Origin of the sequence: Bradyrhizobium sp. 195, from assembly GCF_023101665.1 — a bacterium.
Taxonomy (GTDB): domain Bacteria; phylum Pseudomonadota; class Alphaproteobacteria; order Rhizobiales; family Xanthobacteraceae; genus Bradyrhizobium.
Genome location: NZ_CP082161.1, coordinates 8,187,323 through 8,211,266, shown reverse-complemented (window position 1 = coordinate 8,211,266; position 23,944 = coordinate 8,187,323). Strand labels below are relative to the sequence as shown.

The following is a 23,944-nucleotide window of genomic DNA, read 5'->3' as shown; positions in this document are numbered from 1 at the left end:
AAAGGAAGAACGGCTCGTTATCCGGCCTCTCGCTCCTCGGTCGGATAGACGCCGCGCAGCACCTCCTCGAAGTGCATTTTCACCGCGTCGTTGCACAGGCAGGCGCGAAGCCTCAGGCCGTCGCGGCTGCGAACCAGGATCGATCCGCGCCTGGTGTCGAGAATCCGTTCTGCCTTGAACGACTGAAGCACGCGGCTGGCATAGCTGCGGCCAACGCCGAGCAGCGTCGCAAGCTGTTCGTGCGTCAGGGGTACGCTGTTCTCGTCGCCGGTCCGCTCCATCGCCGCCAGGATCCATTTGGCGGTCCGCTGCTCGATCGAATGGATCGCGTTGCAGGCGGTCGACTGGAAGATCTGCGCCAGCATGCAATCGGCATAGCGGGCGAAGATGTTGCGCAACGACGCCGAGCGCAGCTTGGCCGCTTCCAGCTTGGCGACATGAACGCGCGCAAACGGCCCGCCGAATTTCACGCAGATCCGGGTATAGGCCGGCAGGAATCCCTCGCTAACGATGCCGCCCACCGCGCCCTCGCGGCCGACCAGGATGGTTTCGACGTCGCGGCCGTCCTCGTTGGGGACGAGAAAGGTCGCGAGCGAGGGACCACAGGGGAAGTGGACGACCTGGACGTCGTCGCCGGGATTGTAGAGCAGCTGGCTGGCCGAGCAGTCCTCGACGGAGACGTCGGGCGCAAGCAACGCGTAATCCGCCGCGTTCAGGCGCCGTAACAGATTGTTAGCCGGCCGACTGTCGACCTCGGTTGTAGTGCCGATACGCGCATCCATCGTGAAACCCCCGTCCTCCTCTCACAATACCGAGTTCCGTCCATGTCCTGTGTGCACAAGTGGACAGACTGAATAACTGTGATGTGGTGGGTTTCGTTCCGGGAACCCCCCGATGCGCTGGGCGCAGGTATCGTGGCGCGGCTGTCCCTGATCAGAAAAACCCCCTTCAAGATGCGATCATGGCACCTGCACTTCCCGACGGCTCATCCTGTCCTGCCGACGTCCTGGTCGTGGAGGACGATCCGATCATTGCGATTGATTTCGAGGACCGCCTGCTCGGATTTGGCGTGAGCCATGTGCGTACCGCCGGGTCGGTGACGCAGGCGCTGGACGCGATCGACAAGCGCGCCCCCGATTTCGCACTGCTTGACGTCGAGCTGACCCGCGAGACCAGCTTTGCGGTCGCCGAGCGGCTGGTCGCGATGAAGATCCCGTTCGTGTTCGTCACCGGCTATGGCGCCGAGGTACGCATCCCGGCCGAATTCTCCGGTCTGCCACGCTTGCAGAAGCCGTGTTCGAGCGACGCGCTGGAGGCGGCGTTGCGCACGCGCGGCGCCTGACGGCTATGTGCCGGAGCGGATACAGAGTTCGGCGAGGTCGTTCTCGACGCCCTTGAAGAAAGTGTGCGGAAGCGGCGGCGGTGGTGATGCGATCTTCTTGATCGCCGCGGCTTGCGCAGCTCCCGCCTCCTCCGACAATTGCAGGAAACGCTTCAGCGCCTTCGACCGGCTCTTGCCGGCGAATTCGTCCAGCTTCTCCTCCGTGGGCTCGATTGGATTGAGACGAAGCAGAGCCTCGTTGCCAGTGGCAGGCGCAGACACCGCACCGAGCTTCACGCGGCTGGTCAAATTGTAACGGTCGAAATGCTCGAAGATCAGATCCAGGATCTTGGCCTGGCGCAGCGGCTCTTCCATCGCCAGATAACGCTTCACATCCGCATTGCCCTTCAGGCTTTCCAGCTCGGCCGCGCCGGCGAACGGGTTGTCCGCGGTTTGCCGGTCGATGCGCGCGAATGCATTTTCCAGTATGCGCGTGCCCCATGTGATGACGATATCGCGGCCGCGCGGCTCGAGCTGGTCGGCGACTAGCCCCTTGTCCGTCAGGCATACGGGATCGGCGCTTGCGCGGAGCGACTTGCCGAGCTCGGCGGTCAGGGCCTTGCCGTAGGGCGATGCAAACGCTTCGCGCACCAGCGTGGCCTTGTCCTTGGTTTGCTTTTGGGGCTGCGCCCATGCGGGCAAGGCCGCGCTCAGCAGGAGGACGATGACGATGGTTCGGCGACGGAACAGCACGGCTTCAACTCAAAAATGGTCCGGACGGCATCAGGCCAGCGAAAATGCACGGGCCTGCAATGGTCGTTCGGGCCGGCCGGATGGTTCACCGCCATCCGGCTGCGAGCTGGGTCACGCAAGCTTCGGATCGAGCGTCGTCGACCACAGCGCGACGTCGGCGCGGTCGCGTAAGGTCACAATCATCTGGCCCGAGGCGCCGTCGATCTTGACGTGACCGAAGAACTGCATGCCGGCGGACGGCGGCAGGTTCTGGCTGTCCGGGCCCGGCGCCTTGACGAAGCGCACCTCGGGTCCAAAGGTGTTGTCGAGCGCGTTGGGGCCAAACGTGCCTGCATGCAGCGGGCCCGAGACGAATTCCCAGAACGGCTCGAACTCCTGGAATTGCGCCTTGTTCGGATCGTAATAATGCGCGGCGGCGTAGTGCACGTCGGCGGTCAGCCACACCGTGTTGCTGATCGGTGCCATCTTGATGAAGCGCAGGATGTCGGCGATCTCGAACTCGCGGCCGCGCACCGGTCCGTCTCCTTGCGCGAATGCTTCCGAGCCACCCTTCGGCGTGTCTGGCACGACGAGACTGAGCGGCATGTCGGAAGCGATCACCTTCCAGGTCGCTCGCGAATTGAGCAGGCCGCGCTTGAGCCAGGCGATCTGGTCCGGGCCGAGAAAATAGCTGGCGGAGCCGTAAGCGGTCTCGACATTGGGACCGTTCGGGCCGCGATAGCTGCGCTCGTCGAGCACGAACACGTCGAGATGCGGGCTGTAGGAAATCTGGCGATAGACCCGGCTGGGCTCATTGATGCTCTCGCGCAGCGGATACATCTCGTGAAAGGCGCGCGCGCCGCGCGCGGCGAGCAGCGCGATGTCGCGCTCCTTGTAGGCGGCCGGCAACTCCTTCGACAGCGACCAGTTGTTGGTCACTTCGTGGTCGTCCCACTGCACGAAGATCGGCACTTCGGCATTGAAGGCGCGGATATTGTCGTCGGTGAGATTGTATTTGTGCGCGGCGCGGTACTCGTCCAGCGTCTCGGCGACCTTGGCCTTCTCGGGGATGGTGACGTTCTTCCAGATCTTGCCGTCGGCGAGCTTCACTTCGGATGCAATCGGGCCGTCGGCATAGATGGTATCGCCGGAATGCAGGAAGAAGTCCGGCCGGTGCTTGCGCATCGCGGAGAAGGTGAACATGCCGCCGTCATCGGGATTGATGCCCCAGCCCTGGCCCGCGACGTCACCGCCCCAAACGAAGCTGACATCGCGGCGATCGGCCGGCGCGGTGCGGAAACGGCCGACGACCGCCTCGCCCTCGACCGCGCTGTGCGAGAGATCGCGGAAGCGGACGCGGTAAAAGATGTCTTGGCCGCCCGGCAAGTCTTCGATCAGCATCTTTGCGGTGAAGTCGCTCTCGGGCAGCGCGGCGATCGGCGGCAGCGCGCGGGCATTCCTGAACGTGTCAGTCGTCGCCACCTCGACCAGCATCTGCGCGGGCCGGTCGGTGCGCGCCCACACCACGCCGCCACTGGCCGTGACGTCGCCCGACTGTACGCCATGCGTGACCACGGGCCGATCGGCCGCGCGCGAGAGATAAGGCATCGCGATCGTGCCGAGCGCACCGGCACCGGAGGCGAGGAAGCGGCGGCGGGAGAATTTCAAGTCCATGAATATTGGCTTCGAACCCGAGCTGGCAGGAAAGTCCGTCATTCCGGGGCGCGCCGTCGGGGCGCCAGCCCGGAATCCATTTCTCCTCGTGTATGCGGCGCGATGGATTCCGGGCTCGATGCTTCGCATCGCCCCGGAATGACGGAAGCTATAGTGAGGCAATGTGACGCAGCGATTACGCGGACAAGCGCTTAGGCGTTGCCGGCGGCCCTGAATTGCGCGCCTGCGCGCTGCAGGTTCTGCGGCAGGCTGAACAGCACCGCCTTGCGGTCGGCGACGGCGGCGTGGAATTGATCCAGCGCGATGTTGAAGGCGGTGAGCGCGGCTTCCTCGATCGCGCCGTGATCGAAGCAGCGCAGCGTGTCGCGCAGGATGTCGTCGGCCTCGGCCTGCATCTGGTCGAGCTCTTCGGTCGTCTCGCACTTGCGGGCCGCCGCGATCATGTCCAGCAGCCGTTCGCGCAGATGGCTGTTGTTGTCGCGCTCGTCCTTCTTCAGATAGCCCGCGAACCAGGCGCCGATCGAGCCCATGGCCGAGAGCGCCATCAGGCTCCACCAGATGTAATCGCTGTATTTGTCGAGGAAGGTCTTCTCCTCGCCGTCGACGAAGGCGGCGGCGCCGGGATGCACCGGGATCACCGCATCCTTGTCGGTGTCGGGCGTTTCGATTTTCGCCGCGAGCGGGAATTCCGTCACCAGTTGTTGGCGCACCGCGAACAGCTGGCGCGTGAACGCTGCGATGGTGGTTTCGGACACGCCTTTGCGCGCCACGACGTGGTGCGAGAAGCTGATGGTCTTGACCTCGTCCTCCGGGCGGGCGGGCGAGCCGCCATAGGTGCCGGCGGGAATCTCGGACGCTTCGTAGACCGGATGATTCTGCGCAATCGCATCCGCCGAATCGATCGCGAGGAAGTTGGGTGCGCCGAAATCCTTGATGGAGGCGGCGATCGCATCCGCCGTGATCTTGCTGTTGACCGGGCCGGCGGCGAGATAGATGTCGGCCTTCTGGGCCTTGATCGCCTCGGCGACTTCGTTGGCCGGGAATTGCACGATCTCGACCTTGGCGGGATCGACGCCGTATTGTTGCAGGATCACCTTGAGCAGATTGACGTTGGCTTGGGTGCGGCCGACCACGCCGATGCGATGGCCGGCGAGCTGCGAGATCTTGGTGATCTTCGGGCCCCGCTTCTTGCCTTTGCCCGGTACGGACCACAGCACCACGACGTTCTTGCGCAGGGTCGCGACCGCTTGCGCGTTCTTGGGCACATCGAGGTCGCCGCGCACGATGGCGAGATCGACCTTGCCTTCCGCAAGTGCATTGGCGCTGGCCGTGGCGCCGTCGGTCTGGATCGGCCGCAGCCGCACCTGGCTCTTGGTCTGTGTGAAGGCCTGCGTCAGTGCCTGCACGACCTTGACGTCATCGCTGTTGGCGGGACCGACCGCGATCTTCAGCGTCACCGGCCGCATCGCGAAGTAATAGCCGCCGACGAGCGCGCCGACGATTGCAAGCACGAGTGCAAGGGTCACAAGCGCCGTCTTCCGCGCCGCGGATCGCGGCGAAGGCGGAGGGGGCGCTTCGGCCAGGTCCAATCCCCCGGTCATCGATCTCCCAAACAGGCGCTTCAGGCTCAGTTTCATCTTGGCCGGCGATTTACGCCCGTAATTGTAGCAAATTTCTTGTCCGGCGGGGTTACATCTCCGTCATGGTTAGCGGATCGCGGAAATCCCCCTGTGAACCCGGGGCGCCAGGACGGTGTTAGGGTAAAGTTCCCCTGAAGGACGGAGACAACCATGGCAGAACGGCTCTCGGCGGAGGCGCGCAAGCAGGCGCTGGGCGGACTACCTGGCTGGAACGAGGTTCAGGGCCGGGATGCCATCGGGAAAACCTTTATCTTCAAGGATTTCAATGAGGCGTTCGGCTTCATGACCCGCGCCGCGATCGCCGCCGAGAAGATGGATCACCACCCCGAATGGCGCAACGTCTACAAGACGGTGGAGGTGGTGCTGTCGACCCACGACGCCGGCGGCGTCACGGCGCTCGACATCGCGCTGGCCAAGTCGATGAACGCGATCGCAGGCTGAGATCGGCGATGTCTTGCAGGGGTCGGCCACATCCCCATCTTGTGATCAGCCAGGATGCGGAGATCCGCCACCTGGCTGAACGGGGAGTTTATCGAATATGGCTGCCGAACACAGCGTCGGTTTCGAGCCGGCCGATCGGCTCGCGAAGGATCGCGAGAGCGTGCGCCGCCGCTTCTGGCGCAAGCTGAAGCGTGTCGCCGCGCATCTGCCGTTCGCAGAAGACTTGCTTGCTGCCTATTACTGCGCGTTCGACCGGCAGACCCCTCGCCACGTCCAGGCCTCGCTGCTCGGGGCGATCGCTTACTTCATCCTGCCGTTCGACTTCGTCGCGGACGTGATGCCGATTCTCGGCTTCGCCGATGACGCCGCCGTGCTCGCCACCGCCATCCGCATGGTTGCCGGCCACATCACGAACGAGCATCGCGAGGCCGCCCGCGCGGCACTGAAGCGGGAGCTGGATGAGGCGGAAGCGGCTCAGGAGGCAATCTGACCGCACACACTGCCGTCATGTCCCGGCCTTGTCGGACGACAGTCGGTGTTTGGGTGCTGCTCACCTCAGGCTCGTCATTGCGAGCGAAGCGAAGCAATCCAGAGTCGTTTCCGCGGTAGCAATCCGGATTGCTTCGTCGCTTTGCCCCTCGCAATGACGGCGTTCATTTCTTCTCGGCCCCGGCCTGTGCCCGCGCCTTCTCAGCGTCCCATGCCTGGAATTGCTTGAACAACGTTTCCTTGTCCGCGTCGGACACCTGCGCCGCCGCCGGGCTCTGCTTCAAAAACGCCTCGAAGCGCTGCCGTGTCACCGGCTCGACGCCGTGTTTGTCGAGCCATTGCTGCGCCACCGGCAATCTGTTCCAGCCTGACAGGGGGGCTGCGAGCGAGACCTCCTTCCACTTGGGATGGAAGGGCGGGTTTTGCAGCGCGGGAAATTTCGTGAAGAACGCGTCCACGAACAGCGCGAGCTTGCGGTAGCGCTCGGTGTTGGGCGCCCAATTATAGGCCGCGAGCACTGCGGGCACCGCGATCGTGTCCACATTCTCGCCGTCCTTGATCAGGTTCGGATAGTCCTTGGCGGTCAGCGTCGCCGGCAGATAGTCGCTCTGCAGCGGCTTCGCGTAGTCGACCTTCGCAAGATGGAAGCGGCCGTCATTGCCGAAGGTCGAGACCGATTTATATGGCTTGCCGCCGACCACGACGACGGCGTCGATCTCGCCGGCCTTCAGCTTCTCCATCGCGATGCGCTGCTCGACATAGACGAACTTCGCCTTGATCCCGAGTCGTTCGAACACGGTGAGCGCGGTGACGAAGGTGCCGCCATTGGGCAGGTCCACGCTCACAGTCTTGCCTTCGAGATCCTTCAGGGTCGCGACCGATTTCGGCGCGATCACCTGCATCTCTTCGTTGTAGAGCTTGGTCACATAGGTGAACTGCTTCTTGATGTCCTTGGCAAAACCCTTGCGCTCGAGATAGTCGAGCGTGTCGGCGCGCACGATTCCGAAATCGACGCCTTGCAGGAACAGGATGTCGGCAACGCTCTGCACCGAACCGCGGCCGACGATCGGCAGCACCCGGATCTTGTTGCCGTCGTCGAGCACCGAGGCGAGGTCGGCGCCGAATTGCACATAAGTGCCGCCGATCGTGCCGGTGATCAGCGTGACGGTGTTGGCGTTCAGCGCCTGCTTGGTCGAGGTCGAGCCGAACTGGAAGATGGCCTTCAGGCCGTCCGAGACCTTGGCCGGATCGTATTCGGCCTGTTCGGCGCGTGCCGCGAAGGCACAGATGGTCATGATGGCGGCAAGCGCCATTCCCAAAGCGTTACGCATGATGTCCTCTAACGAGTTCTAGTTCTGAAGCTGAGCGAGGCGCTGCCGCGCCTCCGCCGATCCGAGTGTCGCGGCTTTCCGGTACCAATCGCGCGCGGCGGTCGCGTCAGCGGCGATGCGCCGCGCGTCGCTGGTGCCCAGCACGGCCGGGTCATAGGTCTGCGCCAGCAGGAACGCCGCCGTCGCATCCTCTGCATTCGCCGCGCGCTCGAGCAGCAGGCGCGCCGCAACGATATCGCCGACGGTCAACAGGCTCTTCGCGCGCGCCATCAGCCCCGCCAGCGTGTCGGCGTCGAGCGTCCTGGCAGGTTGAGGGGGCGCCGGCGGTGTCGGCGCTGGCAGCGGTGCAGGCGTCTGGGCTTGCAACGCGGTCTGATAAGCGGTCGCGATCGCTTCGCGGCTCGGCGTTGACGGTGCAGGAAGATCCTGCGCGTCAGCGCTCGCCAGCCTTGCGTCGGTCACGCGCGCCGGATCCTTGAGCGCGGCCTGCGGCACGGCCGGCGCGTTGGCCGACGCCATGGCCAGGCCTGGCGCGACCCCCACCCAGCTACCGACGTTGGCGGTTAAGAAGCCGCGAAAGTCGGACTGATACAGTGCGGCCAGCACTGCCAGGGTGGATGCCGCCAGGACGGCCGCGAGAACGCGCGGCACAATTCTGGAACGCAACTCCACTGGCGTATATTCGCTTGGGTCCGGCGGACCGAGCGGATCGGACAGGAAGAGCGGAATCGGATCGTCCTGCGAAAGATCGGCCCGTGCGGCGCGCGCACGGATAAATGACGCGGTCGGCGGATGTGATGCGGCTCGATTGGAGTCAAGCGCCCTCGACTCCTTCGACGGGCGGTATGCCGTCGTCTCCATGGTGATGCTCCCCATTACTAACGCAATGCAGGGCATTCCCGGCTTTAGTCTTTTTATTGTTGTCCAGAAGTGCCCCGCAAACTGGAGCCGGTAAATCGCCGTCTGAATCAGCCCAAAAAGCGACGACGATTTGCGCGAATCGGGAGAGATTTGGGTTTGATTGCGGCGAAGCAGGGGAATACACCGCAATTTTAGCGGGAATGGTTGAGGGCGTTTTACCAAGCGGTAGCGCACGAAAAAGCCGGCGCAGCTTCAGCGGCGCCGGCGATTTGAGCGTGACAGTTGCGTGTGTAGCGCCGGCGACGCCCACATCTTCAGGGATGCAGGATCACCTTGCCCATGGCCTGGCGTCCCGCGAGCACCTTCAGCGCGTCCGCGGTCTGTGCCAGCGGGAAGGTGCGATCGACATGCGACGAAATCTTTCCTTCCGCCGTCCACTTCACGAGCTTCTCGAGATTGGCGCGATTCTTCTCCGGATTCTGCCGCGTCCATGCGCCCCAGAACACGCCGCGGATGTCGCAGCCCTTCAGCAGCGCGAGGTTCAGCGGCATCTTCGGAATGTCGCCCGCGGCAAAGCCGATGACGAGGAAGCGGCCTTCCCACGCAATCGAGCGCAGCGCCTGTTCGGCATACGCACCGCCCACGGGATCGAAGATGATGTCGACTCCCTTGCCGCCGGTGAGCTTGCGCAGGCCCTCCTTCAGATCTTCCTTGGCGTAGTTCAACGTCAGCTCGGCACCATGCGCTTTCGCGAATTCGAGCTTCTCGTCCGACGAGGCGCAGGCGATCACCTTCAACCCCATCAGCTTGCCGAGCTCGCAGGCGGCAAGGCCGGTGCCGCCGGCTGCGCCGAGCACCGCGAGCGTCTCGCCCGGCTTCGGGCTGGCGCGATCTTCCAGCGCGTGCAGCGCCGTGCCGTAGATGATGATGATGCCGGCTGCGCGGTCGTAGTCGAGATTGTCGGGAATCTTCACGATCGAAGCCGCCGGCAGCGCGATCTTCTCGCGCGCGCCGTTGTGGCCGCAGGATGCGACGACGCGATCGCCGACTTTCAGATCACTCACGCCAGGGCCGATGCTCTCGATCACGCCCGCGACTTCCGCGGCCGGCGAGAACGGGAACGGCGGCTTGATCTGGTACTTGCCCTGAATCATCAGGATGTCGAAGAAGTTCAGCGCTGCCGCCTTGATCGCGATCACTGCTTCGCCGGGACCGGCCACCGGATCCGGCACCTCAGTCAGCACGAGATCGTCGGGCTGGCAATATTGCGAGCAGAGGATGGCTTTCATGGTGGCACCTTGGGGCGTTTCGAGTGGAATTATAGTTGGCCCGGTTTTGCCGGATTTAGTGCGGCCCGACAATCCGGATTCTTTGTCTAAGACGGCTCGAGGGCCTATCCTCGTCATTGCGAGCGCAACGAAGCAATCCAGATTATTTCCGCCGCACGGTCTCTGGATTGCTTCGCTGCGCTCGCAATGACGGAGTGTGAGATATCGAGGATTCAAACGATGTTTGAAACAAGCCTGCTCAGGAACAAGCGCATTCTCGTCACCGGCGGCGGATCGGGGCTTGGCGCGGCGATGGGGCGTCGCTTCCTCACGCTCGGCGCCGAGCTCGTCATCTGTGGTCGCAAGCTCGATCGGCTGGAAGCGACCGCGGGTGAGATGCGCGAGGAGACCGGCGGCAAGGTCACCACCATCGCCTGCGATATTCGCGACGGTGCGGCCGTCGAGGCGATGATGGACGCGATCTGGCGTGAGGCGCCGCTCGATATCCTCGTCAACAACGCTGCCGCGACCTTCATCGCCCAGAGCGAGCATCTGTCGTTCCGAGCGGCCGATGCGATCCTGGCGCCGACGCTGCATGGCGCGATGTATTGCACACTCGCCGCCGGCAGGCGTTGGATCGAGGACAAGCATGGCGGCGTCGTGCTCTCGATCCTCTCGACCTCGACCATCACCGGCCGAGCCTTCACCGTGCCGTCTGCGATGGCGAAATCGGCGCTGCTGGCGATGACCAAAAGTCTTGCGGTGGAATGGGGGCCGAAAGGCATCCGCACCGTCGCCATCGCGCCGGGTCCGTTCCCGACCGCGGGCGCGTCGGGGCAGCTCCGTCCCGAAGGCCGTGACGATGGCTGGGCCGCGCGCAATCCGCTTGGACGTACGGGCGAGCACAGCGAGCTTGCCGATCTCGCCAGCTTCCTGGTCTCGGATCGCGCCGGCTACATCAATGGCGAGATGGTCGTCATCGACGGTGGCGCACATTTGCGCAGTTCCGGCGCCGAGGATTTGCTCGGCTGGACCGATGCGCAATGGGCCGAGCAGCGTGCCGCACGATCCAAAGGCTGATACCGCTAACTGCCTTCCCAAATTGGACTTTCCCCGCTATCCCTGCCACGGGGACAACGCGCGGCCGGGCCATCTTCCAGTCACAATATTGAGGGAACCACTCCAGCATGTGGCGGGTGCTGATTTTAGCTTTGATGACTGGCGTGGCGGCCGGGGGTATCGCCGATTCCGCGCGGGCGCAGACGGCGCAACCGGCGCCCAAAGCTGCTCCAAAAGCGGCTGCGCCAGCGGCCCCTGCAGCGGCGAAGTCGGCTGCAAAGCCCGAGAGCAAGCCGGCAGCCCCGCCCGCGGCAGTTGCGGGTGGCGCAGAGCCGACGCTGATCGGCCAGTTCGGCACCTGGGGCGCCTATTCGGCGACGCCCAACGGCAAGAAGGTCTGCTTCGCGCTGGCCAAGCCATCGTCGTCGAAGACCAATCCGCCGAATCGGCCGCGCGATCCCGCCTATGCCTTCGTCTCGACCCGTCCGGCCGAGAAGGTGAACAACGAAGTCTCGGTCATGATCGGCTACGCGCTGAAGCCGGGCTCGGAATCCTCGGTCGAGGTCGGCGGCGCCGCCTTCGCCATGTACACGCAGGGCGACGGCCTCTGGATCAAGAACGCGGCCGAGGAGGAGCGGATGGTCGAGGCCATGCGCAAATCCGCCGAGCTGGTGGTCAAGGGCGTCTCGGCCAAGGGCACCGAGACGACCGACACGTTCTCGCTGAAGGGCCTTGCCCAGGCGCTGGACCGGATTTCCCAGGATTGCAGGCGTTAAGGCTGCGGGCGATAAGGTCGCAATCGCCGGTTCTGGTTGCTATATAGGGCCGGTTCCAAGTTTTCCGTCATTCCGGGATGGTCCGAAGGACCAGACCCGGAATCTCGAGGTTCCGGGTTCGATGCTCCGCATTGCCCCGGAACGACCACCTGATCAGGTCCATTCAATGCAACCGACGACCGAGCCGCATAACGCAATCCTGGTGGAGAAGACCCCACTCGAAACCTATGTGCCGCCGGCAAAGCCGTCGCTGATCGGTCTGTCGCGCACCGAGCTTGCCGATCGCCTCGGCGAGATCGGCGTCGCTCCGGCGCAGCGCAAGATGCGGGTGCAGCAGCTGTGGCACTGGCTCTATTTCCGGGGCGCCCAGAGTTTTGACGACATGACCTCAATCTCGAAGGGCATTCGCGCCGAGCTCGCGCAGCACTTCACGGTCGACCGGCCCGAGGTCGTCGCCGAGCAGATCTCGAACGACGGCACCCGCAAATGGCTGCTGCGGCTGCCGAGCGGCGACAATGTCGAGCGCGCTCACGAGGTCGAGTGCGTCTACATCCCCGAGACCGATCGCGGCACGCTGTGCGTCTCCTCCCAAGTCGGCTGCACGCTGAACTGCTCGTTCTGCCACACCGGCACGCAGCGCCTCGTACGCAATCTCACCGCCGGCGAGATCGTGGGGCAGGTGATGGTCGCACGCGATCGCCTGAATGACTGGGCCGATCGCGAGGACGGCACGCGCCGCGTCACCAACATCGTGATGATGGGCATGGGCGAGCCGCTCTACAATTTCGACGCGGTGCGCGATGCGCTTCTGATCGTCGGCGACAATGAAGGCATCGGCATCTCCCGTCGCCGCATTACGCTGTCGACCTCGGGCGTGGTGCCGAACATCGTGCGCGCCGGCGACGAGATCGGCGTCATGCTCGCGATCTCGCTGCATGCGGTGCGCGACGAATTGCGCAACGAGCTGGTGCCGCTCAACCGCAAATATCCGATCAAGGAGCTGCTGCAGGCCTGCCGCGATTATCCCGGCGCCTCCAATGCGCGGCGCATCACCTTCGAATATGTGATGCTCAAGGGTGTCAACGACTCGCTCGACGATGCAAAACTGCTGGTGAAGCTGCTCAAGGGCGTTCACGCCAAGATCAATCTGATCCCGTTCAATCCCTGGCCCGGTACGGCCTATGAATGTTCGGACTGGGACCAGATCGAAAAATTCTCCGAATACATCTTCAACGCCGGCTATTCCTCGCCGGTGCGCACCCCGCGCGGCCGCGACATCCTCGCCGCCTGCGGCCAGCTGAAATCGGAGACTGAGAAGCTCAGCGCTCGCGAACGCCAGACGTTGCGCGCCATGGCGATGACGGACTAGCCAGTTATGTGCACGCTGTTGCAACCTCGTCATTGCGAGGAGCGCAGCGACGAAGCAATCCAGACTGTCTCCGCAGACGCATCTCTGGATTGCTTCGCGGAGCCTGTCATCGGGCCGCGCTTTGCGCGGACCCGGTGGCTCGCAATGACGACGAGGGCGGCGTCATGTCCTTGATTGGCCGCCTCATCGTCATCTTCATCGGCTTTCTCGCCGCCTGCTTCGTCGGCGGCATGATCGTGGTCGTCGCGCTATTGTTTCCGGAATTCGCCGATCTCGGCGCAGGCCCCGTCGATCAAGGCACCATCGATATCCTGCTCGGCTTCGGCTTTATCTTCGTCTCCGGCTTTGCCCTGGTTCCGGCGGCGGTGATCGTTGCGATCACCGAGGCGCTCTATATCCGGAGCGCGCTCGCTTACGCAGTCGGCGGCGGCCTCGTCGGGCTCGCCTGCTATCTCGGTCTCGTTCCGTTTCACGCCGACACGTTCCAATTTGAAGGCGTCGTCCGCCGGCATCTGGAAATCATGACCGGCGCAGGCATCGTTGCCGGCGTGGTCTACTGGTTGATCGCCGGCCGCAACGCCGGCGCCTGGCGCGATCCGCTACCTCCGCGCGAGCCGCCCCCGCCGCTGCCGTCGAATTCAAGGCCGGATGCGCGGTGATCTTCTACCCTCCCCTCCAGGGGAGGATGTGCCCCGCCGTCGGGGTTTCCATCCCCGCCCCACTCCGCTAAACCGCGCGCCATGAACCGTACCGGACTCTTCATCGCCCTGGCGCTGTGGCTCGTAATCGGCGTCGTTTTCGGCCTCTATCCCGAGCTCGATCTCAAGCTCGCGTCGCTGTTCTTCGATCCCCAAACGAAAACCTTTCCGCTCAAGCTGAACGACTGGGCAGGCTTCGCGCGTGATGCTGCGATGTGGGTGGCCTGGGCCTTCGTGCTGCCGTCGCTTGTGGCGCTCTTGGTCAAGATGATCAGGCCCGACCGGCCGTTGATGGTGTCGGGGCGCGCGATCGTGTTCCTGCTGGTCACGATCATTCTGTCTGCCGGCATTCTCACCAACCTCACCTTCAAGACCTATTGGGGCCGGCCCCGGCCGGTTGTGGTGACCGAGTTCGCCGGCGAACAGCAATTCGTGCCATGGTGGGATCCGCGCGGCGGCTGCGCGCGCAACTGCTCGTTCTTCTCGGGCGAGGGCGCGACCGCGTTCTGGACGCTGGCGCCGGCCGCGCTCGCCCCGCCGGCGTGGCGGCCGCTCGCCTATGCCGGCGCAATCATCTTTGGCGCCGTCACCAGCGGGCTGCGCATGGCCTTCGGCGGGCACTTTTTCACCGATGTCTCAATTGCCGGCCTCGTCACCTTCGTCGTGATCTGGTTCGCCTACGCGCTGATTTACCGCTGGCCGCGGACGCGGTTTTCCGACGAGGCCGTCGATGCCGCCCTGACCCGGCTGAACATGCCCGCCTACCGGCTCCGCCAGCGCCTGTTCGGCCGCAAGACCGGTCCCGAGCCGTCGGTTTGAGCCATTAAATGCGTGCCGATCCCTGCGAAATTTGATATTCGCCCGGTCAACCCGTCCATGACATCAGCCCCTTGAGACCCGATTGGAAGCGCCATGACCACGATCCTGAAAAGCCTGCCCAAGGGTGAGAAAGTCGGCATCGCTTTTTCGGGCGGCCTCGACACCTCTGCAGCGCTGCTCTGGATGAAGCAGAAGGGCGCGCGCTGCTACGCCTACACCGCCAATCTCGGCCAGCCCGATGAGGCCGACTACAACGAGATCCCGCGCAAGGCGATGGAGTTCGGCGCCGAGAAGGCCCGGCTGGTCGATTGCCGCACGCAGCTGGTCCACGAAGGCATCGCCGCGATTCAGTCGGGCGCCTTCCACATCTCGACCGGCGGCATCACCTATTTCAACACCACCCCGCTCGGCCGCGCCGTCACCGGCACCATGCTGGTCGCGGCGATGAAGGAAGACGGCGTCAACATCTGGGGCGACGGCTCGACCTTCAAGGGCAACGACATCGAGCGCTTCTACCGCTACGGCCTCCTCACCAATCCGGGCCTGAAGATCTACAAGCCCTGGCTCGACCAGCAGTTCATCGACGAGCTCGGCGGCCGCGCCGAGATGTCGGCGTTCATGACGGCGCAGGGCTTTGCCTACAAGATGAGCGCCGAGAAGGCCTATTCGACCGACAGCAATCTGCTCGGCGCCACGCACGAGGCCAAGGATCTCGAAAGCCTCGACAGCGGCATCAAGATCGTCAACCCGATCATGGGCGTGCCGTTCTGGCGCGACGACTGCGCCGTCAAGGCCGAGAAGGTCGTGGTGCGTTTCGAGGAGGGCCAGCCGGTTGCGCTCAACGGCCAGACCTTCCCCGATCCCGTCGCGCTGTTCCTGGAAGCCAATGCGATCGGCGGCCGCCACGGCCTCGGCATGAGCGACCAGATCGAGAACCGCATCATCGAGGCCAAGAGCCGCGGCATCTATGAAGCGCCCGGCATGGCGCTGCTGCACATCGCCTATGAGCGCCTCGTCACCGGCATCCACAACGAGGACACGATCGAGCAGTACCGCATCAGCGGCATGCGCTTGGGACGCCTGCTCTATCAGGGCCGCTGGTTCGACTCGCAGGCCCTGATGCTGCGCGAGACCGCGCAGCGCTGGGTCGCGCGCGCCGTCACCGGCGAAGTCACGCTCGAGCTGCGCCGCGGCAACGATTATTCGATCCTCAACACCGAGAGCCCGAACCTCACCTATGCGCCTGAAAGACTCAGCATGGAGAAGGTCGAGGACGCCGCGTTCTCTCCGGCCGACCGCATCGGCCAGCTCACCATGCGCAATCTCGACATCGCCGATACCCGCACCAAGCTGAAGCTCTACAGCGACACCGGCCTGCTCTCGGGCAGTGAAGGCTCGCAGATCTTCCGACTGGAGAGCGACAAGGGCTGAGGCCTTCGTAGCCCGGATGGAGAGCAGCGAAATCCGGGACTTCTTACTGCGCGGACAGATCCCGGATTGCGCTTCGCTCCATCCGGGCTACGAGCTTAATGACGGTGTCATTCGAGATCGCTACGCTTCCTATTGAAACGGGATTGCGGACAATCGCGCATGGTCAAGAAATCGGTAATCGCTTTTCTCATTGTCCTCTGTTGGACAGCGCCACTGTCGGCACAAACGATCTATCCGATCGATCGCGCCGAGATACTGGCCGGAGCCCGATTCGACTTCAAGGTCGAACTCCCCGGGCTGGTTGATCCGGCCAAGTTGAAGATCGCGGTGAACGGCGCGGATTATGCGACCGCGTTCGGCCGTTCCGGGACCTTCACCGACCGCGAGGACGGCAAGGATCAGTCGGCACTGGTCTTGCGCGACGTTACGCTCACTCAGCCGGGCACCGTCACGGTTGAAGTCAGCGACGGTACACGCGAGCGCAGCGTCACATGGACGGTCTTCGACACGGGTCCGCGCAAGGCGAAGAACGTCATCCTGTTCATCGGCGACGGCATGTCGCCGGCACATCGGGTGGCAGCCCGCATCCTGTCCAAGGGCATTTCGGAGGGCAAGAGCCGAGGTAAGCTCGCCATCGACGATATGCCTCATATGGCGCTGGTGGCGACCGCGGGCTCGGACTCCATCATCACCGACTCCGCGAACTCGGCCAGCGCCTATGCGACCGGGCATAAGGGCGCCGTCAACGCCTTGGGTGTCTATGCGGATCGTACCGCAAGCCCATTCGACGATCCCCGGATCGAAACCATCACGAGCCTCGCCAGGAGGCGGCTCGGCATGGCGATCGGTGTCGTCACCAACACCGAGATCGAAGACGCGACGCCGGCGGCAATGGTCGCGCACACGCGCCGGCGCGCGGCTTATGACGAGATCGTCGAGCAGTTCTTCGCGGCGAAGCCGGATGTGCTGATGGGCGGCGGCAGCGCGAACTTCATGCCGAAGTCCAGCACCGGCTCGAAGCGCAAGGACGAGACCGATTACATCGCGAAGTTTCGCGATGCAGGCTATCAGGTGGCGACCACCGCGGGCGAGCTCGGTGCTCTCTCTGCAAAGCCGGAGACGGGCAAGCTGCTCGGCCTGTTCGCCACGGGAAACATGGACGGCGCGCTGGACCGCAAATTCCTGAAGGCTGGCGGCGTCAAAAAATTTCCGGAGCAGCCCGACCTGACCGAGCAGGTGCAGGCCGCGCTCAAGCTGTTGTCGCGAAATGAGGCCGGCTTCTTCCTGATGGTCGAGTCCGGAATGATCGACAAATACGCGCATCTGCTCGACATGGAGCGGGCCGTCTACGACACGATCATGCTCGACAACGCGGTGCGCCAGACGCGTGAATGGGCGCAGGCGCGCGGCGACGACACCCTCATCCTGGTCTTGGCGGACCACAATCATCCCAACAGCCTCGTCGGCACGGTGAACGACGACATGGCCACGACACCCAACGTGGCGCTGCGCGAGCGCGTCGGCGTCTACGAGCAAGCCGGATTTCCCAATTATCCGGCACCGGATGCGGAAGGCTATCCGGCGCGCGTCGACGTGAGCCGGCGGCTCGCCATCTTCTCGGCCAGCCTGCCCGACCATTACGAGACCTTCCGCCCGAAGCTCGACAATCCCAATGAGCCGACCGTCAAGTCCGGCGACGACGGGACCTTCAAGGCCAACGACAAATACAAGGACGTCCCGGGCGCGGTGCTGCGCCCCGGCAATCTGTCGGCGCTGATCGGTGCCAGCGTGCATTCGGGCGAGGACGTTATCCTGACCGCGACCGGTCCAGGCAGCGAGCGCGTGCACGGCTCGATGGACAACACCGAGGTCTTTCGCGTCATGGTCGACGCGCTTGGACTGGCCGCTCCGCAGTAGTGGCGATGCATCCAAATAAAAATGGCCGGGATCGCTCCCGGCCATTTGCGTTGGTGTGTGCCGTTACCGCGGCGGCGCAGTGCCGGGCGGGGGCGGCGGCAGCGAGGCCTGGCCGCCGTTGAGCAGCGGCGTGATGTTGCGGACGGTGACGCGCCGGTTGATCAGGCTCGGCCCTTGCGACTGCTCCTTCAGATACTGCTCGCCATAGCCTTGCGACGTCAGGTTCTCCGCCGGCACGCCAAACTGCTGCGTCAGCAATTCGGCCGCGGACTGCGCACGGCGGTCCGACAAGGACAGATTGTCGACCTCGTTGCCGACCGCGTCGGTGTGGCCTTCGATCAGGAACACCGCGCGCGGATTGGCCTGGATCGCACGGTTGAGACCGTCGGCGATCGCCTGCAGCCGGGCCGCCTGGTCCGGCGGGATGGTCCACGATCCCGTCTCGAAGTTGATCGTGTTGACGTCGATGCTCGGCATCTGCATGCGAACATTGGGGCTGTAGCGGATCTCGTCGAGCGAGTAACGCCGATCGATCCGCTGTACCGGCGGTGCCACCATGGTCTGGTAGATCACGTCCGGCGACGCTTCCTGGGCGTCGACGATGTAGCGATCATAGGGAATGTTCACGACCGGCGGCGGCACGTCGACATAGAAGCCGCCGACCGCGCGCGGATCGCGGTAGGTGTTGTCGATGATGATGATCTCGCGCCCGCCGGGGTCCCTGCGGATTCGCCGCCGCAGCGAACCGTCCGCGCCGACCAGGGTGATCACCTCGCTGCCGTCGGGACGCACCACGACAGTGCGGGTTTCGCCGCCGACCGTGTCGGTGCGGATGTCGCGGGCGCCATAGCGGAAGCGATAGAGATCGTTGCCGCGGACATAGGCCTGCCCGCCCGGATCGCGGACGATGATGCGGTCCGGCTCGGTGTAGACGGTGCGGCCGCCTTCGACGGCCTCGCGTCGCTGGTTGTGGAGGTCGGCGATGGTCGCGCCGACCACGACGCCGGCGACAACGCCTGCACCGATTGCGAGCGGCGTCAGGTCACGCTGTGCCGGACGAGGGGGCGGCGGCAAGGGCGCTGCGACCGTCGGCGCGGCCCGGAAGGCCGGGGCAACCGTCGGCGGTCTGTATTGTGCCCTGTCGGGCGGCGGCGCTGCGGCCGGCGTGCCGGGGACGACGGTTGGTGCAGCCGCACCGGCGGGAGGCGCCGGAGGCCGGGCCGGGCCGCCAGCCTGCGGTGACGCAGGCGGAGCTCCGGCAGCAGGAGCGCCCGCAGGCGGTGTACCACCCTGAGGACCAGGTGTTGGCGCTACGGCGCCGGGGGCCGGCGTCGCCGGCGGGGCCGCGCCGGGACGTCCGGGCGGCGGAGTCGGAGTGCCCGCACCCGGAGCCGGTGTGGCCGTTGGAGCGGGTGCTGCGCCGGGAGCCGGCGTTGGTGATCCTGCAGCCGGAGGCGTGCCAGGACGTGCGCCGGGCGGAGGTGTACCGGGACGGCCGGCTGGCGGCGCACCAGGCGTGCTGCCCGGAGCTGGGGTCGCGGTCGGCGCAGGTGTTGTCGTGGGTGCAGGCGTGGCGGTTGGTGCAGGCGTGGCCGCCGGGGCGGGCGCGCCCGGACGAGCCGGGGGCGCTGCGGTCGGAGCCGGAGGCGTCGCCGTGGGCGCAGGCGCGGGCCGTCCCGAAGGACCTGCTGCAGGAGGCGGCGGAGGCGGAGCAGGGCGAGCGGCAGGTGGAGGTGTCGCTGGTGCGTGCTGCTGCGGAGCAGCGGCCGGCGGCGGCGCTGGCGGCGTGGGAGCCGGGCGTGCCGCGGGCGGCGGTGTCGGGGCATGCTGCTGCGGGGCCGCAGCCGGCGGCGGCGAAGGCTGCTTCGGAGCGGCAGGCGGCGGTGGGGGCGGCGGCGGCGCCGGACGGGCCGCAGGTGGCGGCGGAGGCGGAGGCGGCGCCGCTGGGCGCGGCGGTGCGGCCGCGGGCGGAGGCGCGGCGGGCGGATGGGGCGGTGCAGCCGCGGGCGGCGGTGCGGCCGGGCGCGCGGGCCCAGCAGGCGGCGCGGCCCCTGGCCCCTTCGGCGGCTGCTTCGGTTTTCCGTCAGGGCCCGTGTCTTGCGGCTGGGCCTGCGCAACCACGAGCGGCGGCGCACTTTGCGCATGCGATGCGGAGCTTGCGAATTGCATCGCGGTCAGAGCCGTCGTTGCAAGCAGCACGAAACGAAGGTTGGTCATGGTGGTGAACTTCCCCGGAAGGTTCTTTGACGAAGTGTTGGGATGAACCGCTATGCGTTAGGCCGGATTGTGGCGGGCCGAGCAGTGGCGGCCCGATTTATTTCTGCACGCAAATCACCTCACTATGGTGACGTTCATTGCGCATTCAGACGCGGGTTGCAATCGCCACACATGCGATCGCATAGCTCACGCGCGATCCCGCGGCGAACTTGCGTCCGTCGCGGGATTGGGCGTGAGCGGTCCGTTCGGCCCGCGTGATGGAATCTCTTCAGGCATGTGGCCCGGCAATTCGTCGGGCCGTGGTGGCGAGCCGGGCTCGCGCACCGGCGGCGTGATTTCAGGCTGCGGACCACCGGGCGGGATTCCGGGCGGAGGCTCCGTTGGCGTGCCGGGAGTCGACGGCGGAATCTCGGGTGGTTCGATCGGCATCGGCATCATCGGGATAGTTGTCCAGAGGACAACAACGATGATGCCGCGCTGATGTTCCGCACCGCATCGCGCCGGCCTGCCTTATTCCGGAGTGTGGCAGACGGCCTCGATGTTGTGGCCGTCGGGATCGAGCACGAAGGCGCCGTAGTAGTTCGGATGGTAGTGCGGCCGGATGCCGGGCGGACCGTTGTCGCGTCCGCCGGCCGCGATCGCGGCCTTGTAGAAGGCATCGACGGTGGCGCGGTCCTTGGCCGCGATCGCGATGTGCACCGGCTTGTTCAGCGCGCCTTCGCCGCCGAACCAGAAATCCGGCTTGCCGTCGGCGCCGAACCCGGCCGCCGCTGCGTGACCGGTCTGCTCCGCCGTGACTTCCATGATCAGGCCGTAGCCGAGCGGCGCCAGCGCCTTGGCGTAGAACGCTTTGGCGCGCTCATAGTCGGAGACGGAAAAACCCAAATGATCGATCATCGCTGGCCTCCATTGTTCATTCTCGTCAGCGTGACAGGAACGTGTTGCTCCGCGTCTTGCGCGCGATCGTAAAGCCGCGTGCGACCATGTCAGCGATACAATCCTGCTGCCATTCGTTTTGTGACAGGTGCTCGATCACCACCGCGCGCGGCCACAGCGATGGTGGCGCATCGCGGAAAAAACCGATCAGCACGCGGTCCTCGAAACCTTCGACGTCGATCTTGAGCGAATCGATCTGCGTGACGCCGGCCTCGTCGAGAATGCGCGTCAGGCGAAGCGACGGCACCTTGATCGCGTCAGCGCTGGCTGCGCCGGTGACGACGTGGGTGGCGCCGAGATTGCCGCCGCCGCTCTCGATCATCAGCTCGCCGTCACTGTCGCCGGCTGCCGCCTGTACCAGACGCACCTGCGTCGCTTTCGATGCGGCTTGATTGAAGGAAAGGCGGGCAAAGGTCATCGGATGCGGCTCGATCGCGACCACCTTGCCCATGGTGCCGACCTTTTGCGCCATCACCAGCGCAAATGTTCCGACATTGGCGCCGACGTCGACGAACACGCCGCCCGTCGGGGTGTACTGGCGCAGGAAGTCGAGCTCGTCGAGATTGTAATCGGGATTGAACAGCGCGCCGCGCTCGGTCGCACTGCCCTGGTGATAGAAGCGGAACGAGGCGCCCTGATATTGCACGTCGAGCGGGCCGCTGCGCAGCAGGTTCACCAGCCGCGACATCCAGGGACGGAATGCGCCGCGCTTCAGTCCCGAGCGTGTCGCAAGGCGGATCACCGCAGCCTGCGCCGCAGTGGGCGCAAACGCGCCGAACGGCGCGGACGAAGGGGTGTTGTCGGTCGTCAAAAAGGCGATCCTCGTTGCAAGCGGCGCATGCATAGCCGGTTTTGGTGAGGACTCCAACGTTGCGAGAAAAGAATGTAGCCCGGATGGAGCGTAGCGAAATCCGGGGCTCTCGCGTCTTGGATGGATCTTCCCGGATTGCGCTGCGCTCCATCCGGGCTACGCGGCTCACGCCGCCTTCTTCGCTGCCTTCCGCTGCCTCAGGAATCGCCCGAGCAGCTTGCGTCTGCCCTTGCGCGGAATCAGGTCGATGTCGCTGACCAGCCTGGCACCGCCCTTGCGGCGCTCCAGCACGATCTTGCGGCTGTGGAAGGCTTCCAGCTCGGCGCGATGCGCGACGCTGACGATGGTCGCCTTGGGCAGCTCGTCGGTGACCATCTTCATCATCTTGTCCTGGCTCTTCTCGTCGAGCGCCGAGGTCGCTTCGTCGAGCACGACGATATCCGGGTTGTGCAGCAGCAGCCGCGCGAAGGCGAGGCGCTGCTTCTCGCCGCCTGACAGCGTCTGGTCCCATGGACCCTCCTCCTCGATCTTCTCCTTGAGATGATCAAGCCCGACCTTGTGCAGGGCTTCGCCGAGCTCGTCCGCGGTCCAGTGGTCGGCGGCGCCGGGATAGGCGACCGCGCGGCGCAGCGAACCCGAGGGTACGTAGGGCCGCTGCGGCAGCATGAACAGCCGCCGGTCGGGATGGAAATTCACGCTGCCGCCGCCCCAGGGCCACAGGCCTGCGATGGCGCGCACCAGCGTGCTCTTGCCGGTGCCTGATTCACCGGCGACGAGGAGTCGCTCGCCAGGCTCGATCACCACTTCGGTCTCGCCGACCACGGCGGTGCCGTCATCCAGCGTAACCGAAAGATCCTTCATCTCCAGCATGGCGTCATTGCTGGTCTCACCGCACTTGATGCGGCCGAGACCGTCGCCCTGCTCGGCGCGTTCGAGGCCATCGAGCGACATCATCAGCGAGGCGATGCGGCGCGCGCAGGCGTTCCAGTCGGCGAGCCGCGGATAATTGTCGACCAGCCAGCCGAACGCGCTCTGCACGATGGTGAAGGCGGAGGCCGCCTGCATCACCTGCCCGAGGGTCATGCTGCCGTCGAGGAATTTTGGCGCACAGAGCAGGAGAGGGACCACGGGCGCAACGAGGCTCGACCCTTGCGACACCAGCGTGGTGCGCATGTGCTGGCCAGCGAGCCGCGCCCATTGCCGCAGCACGCTGGTGAAGTTGCGGTCGATGCCGCCGCGCTCTTCCTCCTCGCCGCCGAGCAGCGCGATGCTCTCGCCGTTCTCGCGCACGCGCGTCAGCGTGTAGCGGAAATCGGCCTCGGCCTGGTTCTTGTCCTCGGACACCTGCACGAAGCGCCGGCCGATCACCAGAATGGAGCCGGAGGCGATTCCCGCATAGAGCATCGCGGCGATGACGAGGAAGCCGGGAATGGTGATGCTGGAGCCGCCGAGCGTGACGGTGAGCGCGCCGCCGATGGTCCAGAGCACGACGATGAAGGTCGCAGCCGACAGCAGCGCGGCCGTCACGCCTGCGACGAAATCGACAGGAGAGTCGGTCGCGACGCGCAAATCCTCGGCGATGCGGTATTCAGGATTCTGGTGATCGCCGCCGACGAGGTTGAGCTGGTAGTAGCGTCCGTTGGCGAGCCACCGCGTCAGCACGCTCGCCGTCAGCCAGGCGCGCCAGCGCCGCTGAATGCCCATCCGCGCGAACACTTGCGCCACGCCGAGCACGATGCTGCCGATCGCGAGCGGGAAGAACATCGCGGTGAGATGAAAGACGCTCGCCGCATCGCGCTTCTCGATGGCGTCGAAGATCGCGCGATTCCAGACATTGATGCCGTATTGGAAACCGACGGTCAGGACGATCAGCACGCCGAGGCCGATCGAGAGCGGCCAGGCGAGGCGGTCGCCCTTGCGACCCCAGAAGCCGCGCGCGCTGATCCAGAAGCGTGTCAGCAAGTAATCCTTGCGGACCTGCTCGGCCTCCTCGGGTGACAGTTCGGGATCGGGCTCGAGCAGCTCCGGAGGCGGTGCTGCCACGTCATCGCCGTTCTCGCCTTTGATCTCGACAATGGGCGGCTTCTTGCCCTGATCGCGCTTTGCGGCCCGCTTGTGCATGAGCGGACAACGCAAGGGAAATCAAACGGTTCC

General features: G+C 65.2%; 22 protein-coding genes. 10 read left to right on the top strand and 12 right to left on the bottom strand.

Annotation, left to right across the window (positions count from 1 at the left end):
- Positions 1–17: 17 nt before the first annotated feature.
- The gene (locus tag IVB26_RS38245) at positions 18–782 is read right to left on the bottom strand and encodes a Crp/Fnr family transcriptional regulator (RefSeq protein ID WP_247969992.1); all 765 of its coding nucleotides are present in this window, start codon (positions 780–782) and stop codon (positions 18–20) included.
- Between the two features lie 179 nt (positions 783–961).
- Between IVB26_RS38245 and IVB26_RS38240 the strand changes: the two genes are divergently transcribed.
- A complete protein-coding gene (locus tag IVB26_RS38240; protein ID WP_247969991.1) occupies positions 962–1,342 on the top strand; it encodes a response regulator in 381 nt (126 codons plus the stop codon).
- Between the two features lie 3 nt (positions 1,343–1,345).
- Here the strand turns inward: IVB26_RS38240 and IVB26_RS38235 are convergent, their stop codons facing one another.
- The 3 genes from IVB26_RS38235 to IVB26_RS38225 all read right to left on the bottom strand — a co-directional run bounded on the left by IVB26_RS38235 (position 1,346) and on the right by IVB26_RS38225 (position 5,364).
- Positions 1,346–2,074, bottom strand: coding sequence for a hypothetical protein (locus IVB26_RS38235; RefSeq protein ID WP_247969990.1), 729 nt, complete (start codon positions 2,072–2,074; stop codon positions 1,346–1,348).
- 111 nt (positions 2,075–2,185) lie between these two features.
- Positions 2,186–3,727 carry an alkaline phosphatase D family protein gene (locus tag IVB26_RS38230; protein WP_247969989.1) on the bottom strand — a complete coding sequence of 514 codons (1,542 nt, stop codon included), beginning with the start codon at positions 3,725–3,727 and terminating at the stop codon, positions 2,186–2,188.
- 191 nt (positions 3,728–3,918) lie between these two features.
- A complete protein-coding gene (locus IVB26_RS38225) occupies positions 3,919–5,364 on the bottom strand; it encodes a TAXI family TRAP transporter solute-binding subunit (protein ID WP_247969988.1) in 1,446 nt (481 codons plus the stop codon).
- A gap of 153 nt (positions 5,365–5,517) precedes the next feature.
- Between IVB26_RS38225 and IVB26_RS38220 the strand changes: the two genes are divergently transcribed.
- Together IVB26_RS38220 and IVB26_RS38215 are read left to right on the top strand one after the other, a co-directional pair.
- On the top strand, positions 5,518–5,808 hold the full coding sequence (locus tag IVB26_RS38220) for a 4a-hydroxytetrahydrobiopterin dehydratase (RefSeq protein ID WP_247969987.1): 291 nt from the start codon (positions 5,518–5,520) through the stop codon (positions 5,806–5,808).
- Between the two features lie 97 nt (positions 5,809–5,905).
- Positions 5,906–6,298 (top strand): YkvA family protein, encoded by a 393-nt coding sequence (locus tag IVB26_RS38215; protein WP_247969986.1) that lies wholly within the window; start codon positions 5,906–5,908, stop codon positions 6,296–6,298.
- 163 nt (positions 6,299–6,461) lie between these two features.
- On the opposite strand, the gene IVB26_RS38210 is transcribed toward IVB26_RS38215, so the two are convergent.
- The 3 genes from IVB26_RS38210 to IVB26_RS38200 all read right to left on the bottom strand — a co-directional run bounded on the left by IVB26_RS38210 (position 6,462) and on the right by IVB26_RS38200 (position 9,778).
- Complete coding sequence (locus IVB26_RS38210; protein WP_247969985.1) at positions 6,462–7,628, bottom strand: TAXI family TRAP transporter solute-binding subunit; 1,167 nt, start codon at positions 7,626–7,628, stop codon at positions 6,462–6,464.
- A gap of 18 nt (positions 7,629–7,646) precedes the next feature.
- The gene (locus IVB26_RS38205; RefSeq protein ID WP_247969984.1) at positions 7,647–8,489 is read right to left on the bottom strand and encodes a hypothetical protein; all 843 of its coding nucleotides are present in this window, start codon (positions 8,487–8,489) and stop codon (positions 7,647–7,649) included.
- A gap of 314 nt (positions 8,490–8,803) precedes the next feature.
- A complete protein-coding gene (locus IVB26_RS38200; protein ID WP_247969983.1) occupies positions 8,804–9,778 on the bottom strand; it encodes an NADPH:quinone oxidoreductase family protein in 975 nt (324 codons plus the stop codon).
- A gap of 219 nt (positions 9,779–9,997) precedes the next feature.
- Here IVB26_RS38200 and IVB26_RS38195 point away from each other — a divergent pair, with 219 nt between their 5' ends.
- The 7 genes from IVB26_RS38195 to IVB26_RS38165 all read left to right on the top strand — a co-directional run bounded on the left by IVB26_RS38195 (position 9,998) and on the right by IVB26_RS38165 (position 17,826).
- On the top strand, positions 9,998–10,837 hold the full coding sequence (locus IVB26_RS38195; protein ID WP_247969982.1) for an SDR family oxidoreductase: 840 nt from the start codon (positions 9,998–10,000) through the stop codon (positions 10,835–10,837).
- A gap of 107 nt (positions 10,838–10,944) precedes the next feature.
- Positions 10,945–11,592: an invasion associated locus B family protein gene (locus IVB26_RS38190; RefSeq protein ID WP_247969981.1), complete on the top strand. Its 648-nt coding sequence runs from the start codon at positions 10,945–10,947 to the stop codon at positions 11,590–11,592.
- 166 nt (positions 11,593–11,758) lie between these two features.
- Positions 11,759–12,961: a 23S rRNA (adenine(2503)-C(2))-methyltransferase RlmN gene (gene rlmN, locus IVB26_RS38185; RefSeq protein ID WP_247969980.1), complete on the top strand. Its 1,203-nt coding sequence runs from the start codon at positions 11,759–11,761 to the stop codon at positions 12,959–12,961.
- A gap of 164 nt (positions 12,962–13,125) precedes the next feature.
- The gene (locus IVB26_RS38180) at positions 13,126–13,620 is read left to right on the top strand and encodes a hypothetical protein (protein ID WP_247969979.1); all 495 of its coding nucleotides are present in this window, start codon (positions 13,126–13,128) and stop codon (positions 13,618–13,620) included.
- An 81-nt stretch (positions 13,621–13,701) separates the two neighbouring features.
- A complete protein-coding gene (locus tag IVB26_RS38175; protein ID WP_247969978.1) occupies positions 13,702–14,478 on the top strand; it encodes a phosphatase PAP2 family protein in 777 nt (258 codons plus the stop codon).
- Between the two features lie 93 nt (positions 14,479–14,571).
- On the top strand, positions 14,572–15,909 hold the full coding sequence (argG, locus tag IVB26_RS38170) for an argininosuccinate synthase (protein ID WP_246931686.1): 1,338 nt from the start codon (positions 14,572–14,574) through the stop codon (positions 15,907–15,909).
- 159 nt (positions 15,910–16,068) lie between these two features.
- On the top strand, positions 16,069–17,826 hold the full coding sequence (locus IVB26_RS38165) for an alkaline phosphatase (protein WP_247969977.1): 1,758 nt from the start codon (positions 16,069–16,071) through the stop codon (positions 17,824–17,826).
- Positions 17,827–17,889: 63 nt separating this feature from the next.
- Here the strand turns inward: IVB26_RS38165 and IVB26_RS38160 are convergent, their stop codons facing one another.
- The 5 genes from IVB26_RS38160 to IVB26_RS38140 form a co-directional block, all read right to left on the bottom strand.
- Complete coding sequence (locus tag IVB26_RS38160; protein ID WP_247969976.1) at positions 17,890–20,043, bottom strand: OmpA family protein; 2,154 nt, start codon at positions 20,041–20,043, stop codon at positions 17,890–17,892.
- Between the two features lie 186 nt (positions 20,044–20,229).
- On the bottom strand, positions 20,230–20,472 hold the full coding sequence (locus IVB26_RS38155; protein ID WP_247969975.1) for a hypothetical protein: 243 nt from the start codon (positions 20,470–20,472) through the stop codon (positions 20,230–20,232).
- An 81-nt stretch (positions 20,473–20,553) separates the two neighbouring features.
- The gene (locus tag IVB26_RS38150; RefSeq protein ID WP_247969974.1) at positions 20,554–20,940 is read right to left on the bottom strand and encodes a VOC family protein; all 387 of its coding nucleotides are present in this window, start codon (positions 20,938–20,940) and stop codon (positions 20,554–20,556) included.
- Positions 20,941–20,965: 25 nt separating this feature from the next.
- Positions 20,966–21,790, bottom strand: a complete 825-nt coding sequence (locus IVB26_RS38145; RefSeq protein ID WP_247969973.1) for an FkbM family methyltransferase — start codon at positions 21,788–21,790, stop codon at positions 20,966–20,968.
- 165 nt (positions 21,791–21,955) lie between these two features.
- Positions 21,956–23,911: an ABC transporter ATP-binding protein/permease gene (locus IVB26_RS38140; RefSeq protein WP_247969972.1), complete on the bottom strand. Its 1,956-nt coding sequence runs from the start codon at positions 23,909–23,911 to the stop codon at positions 21,956–21,958.
- Positions 23,912–23,944 lie beyond the last annotated feature (33 nt).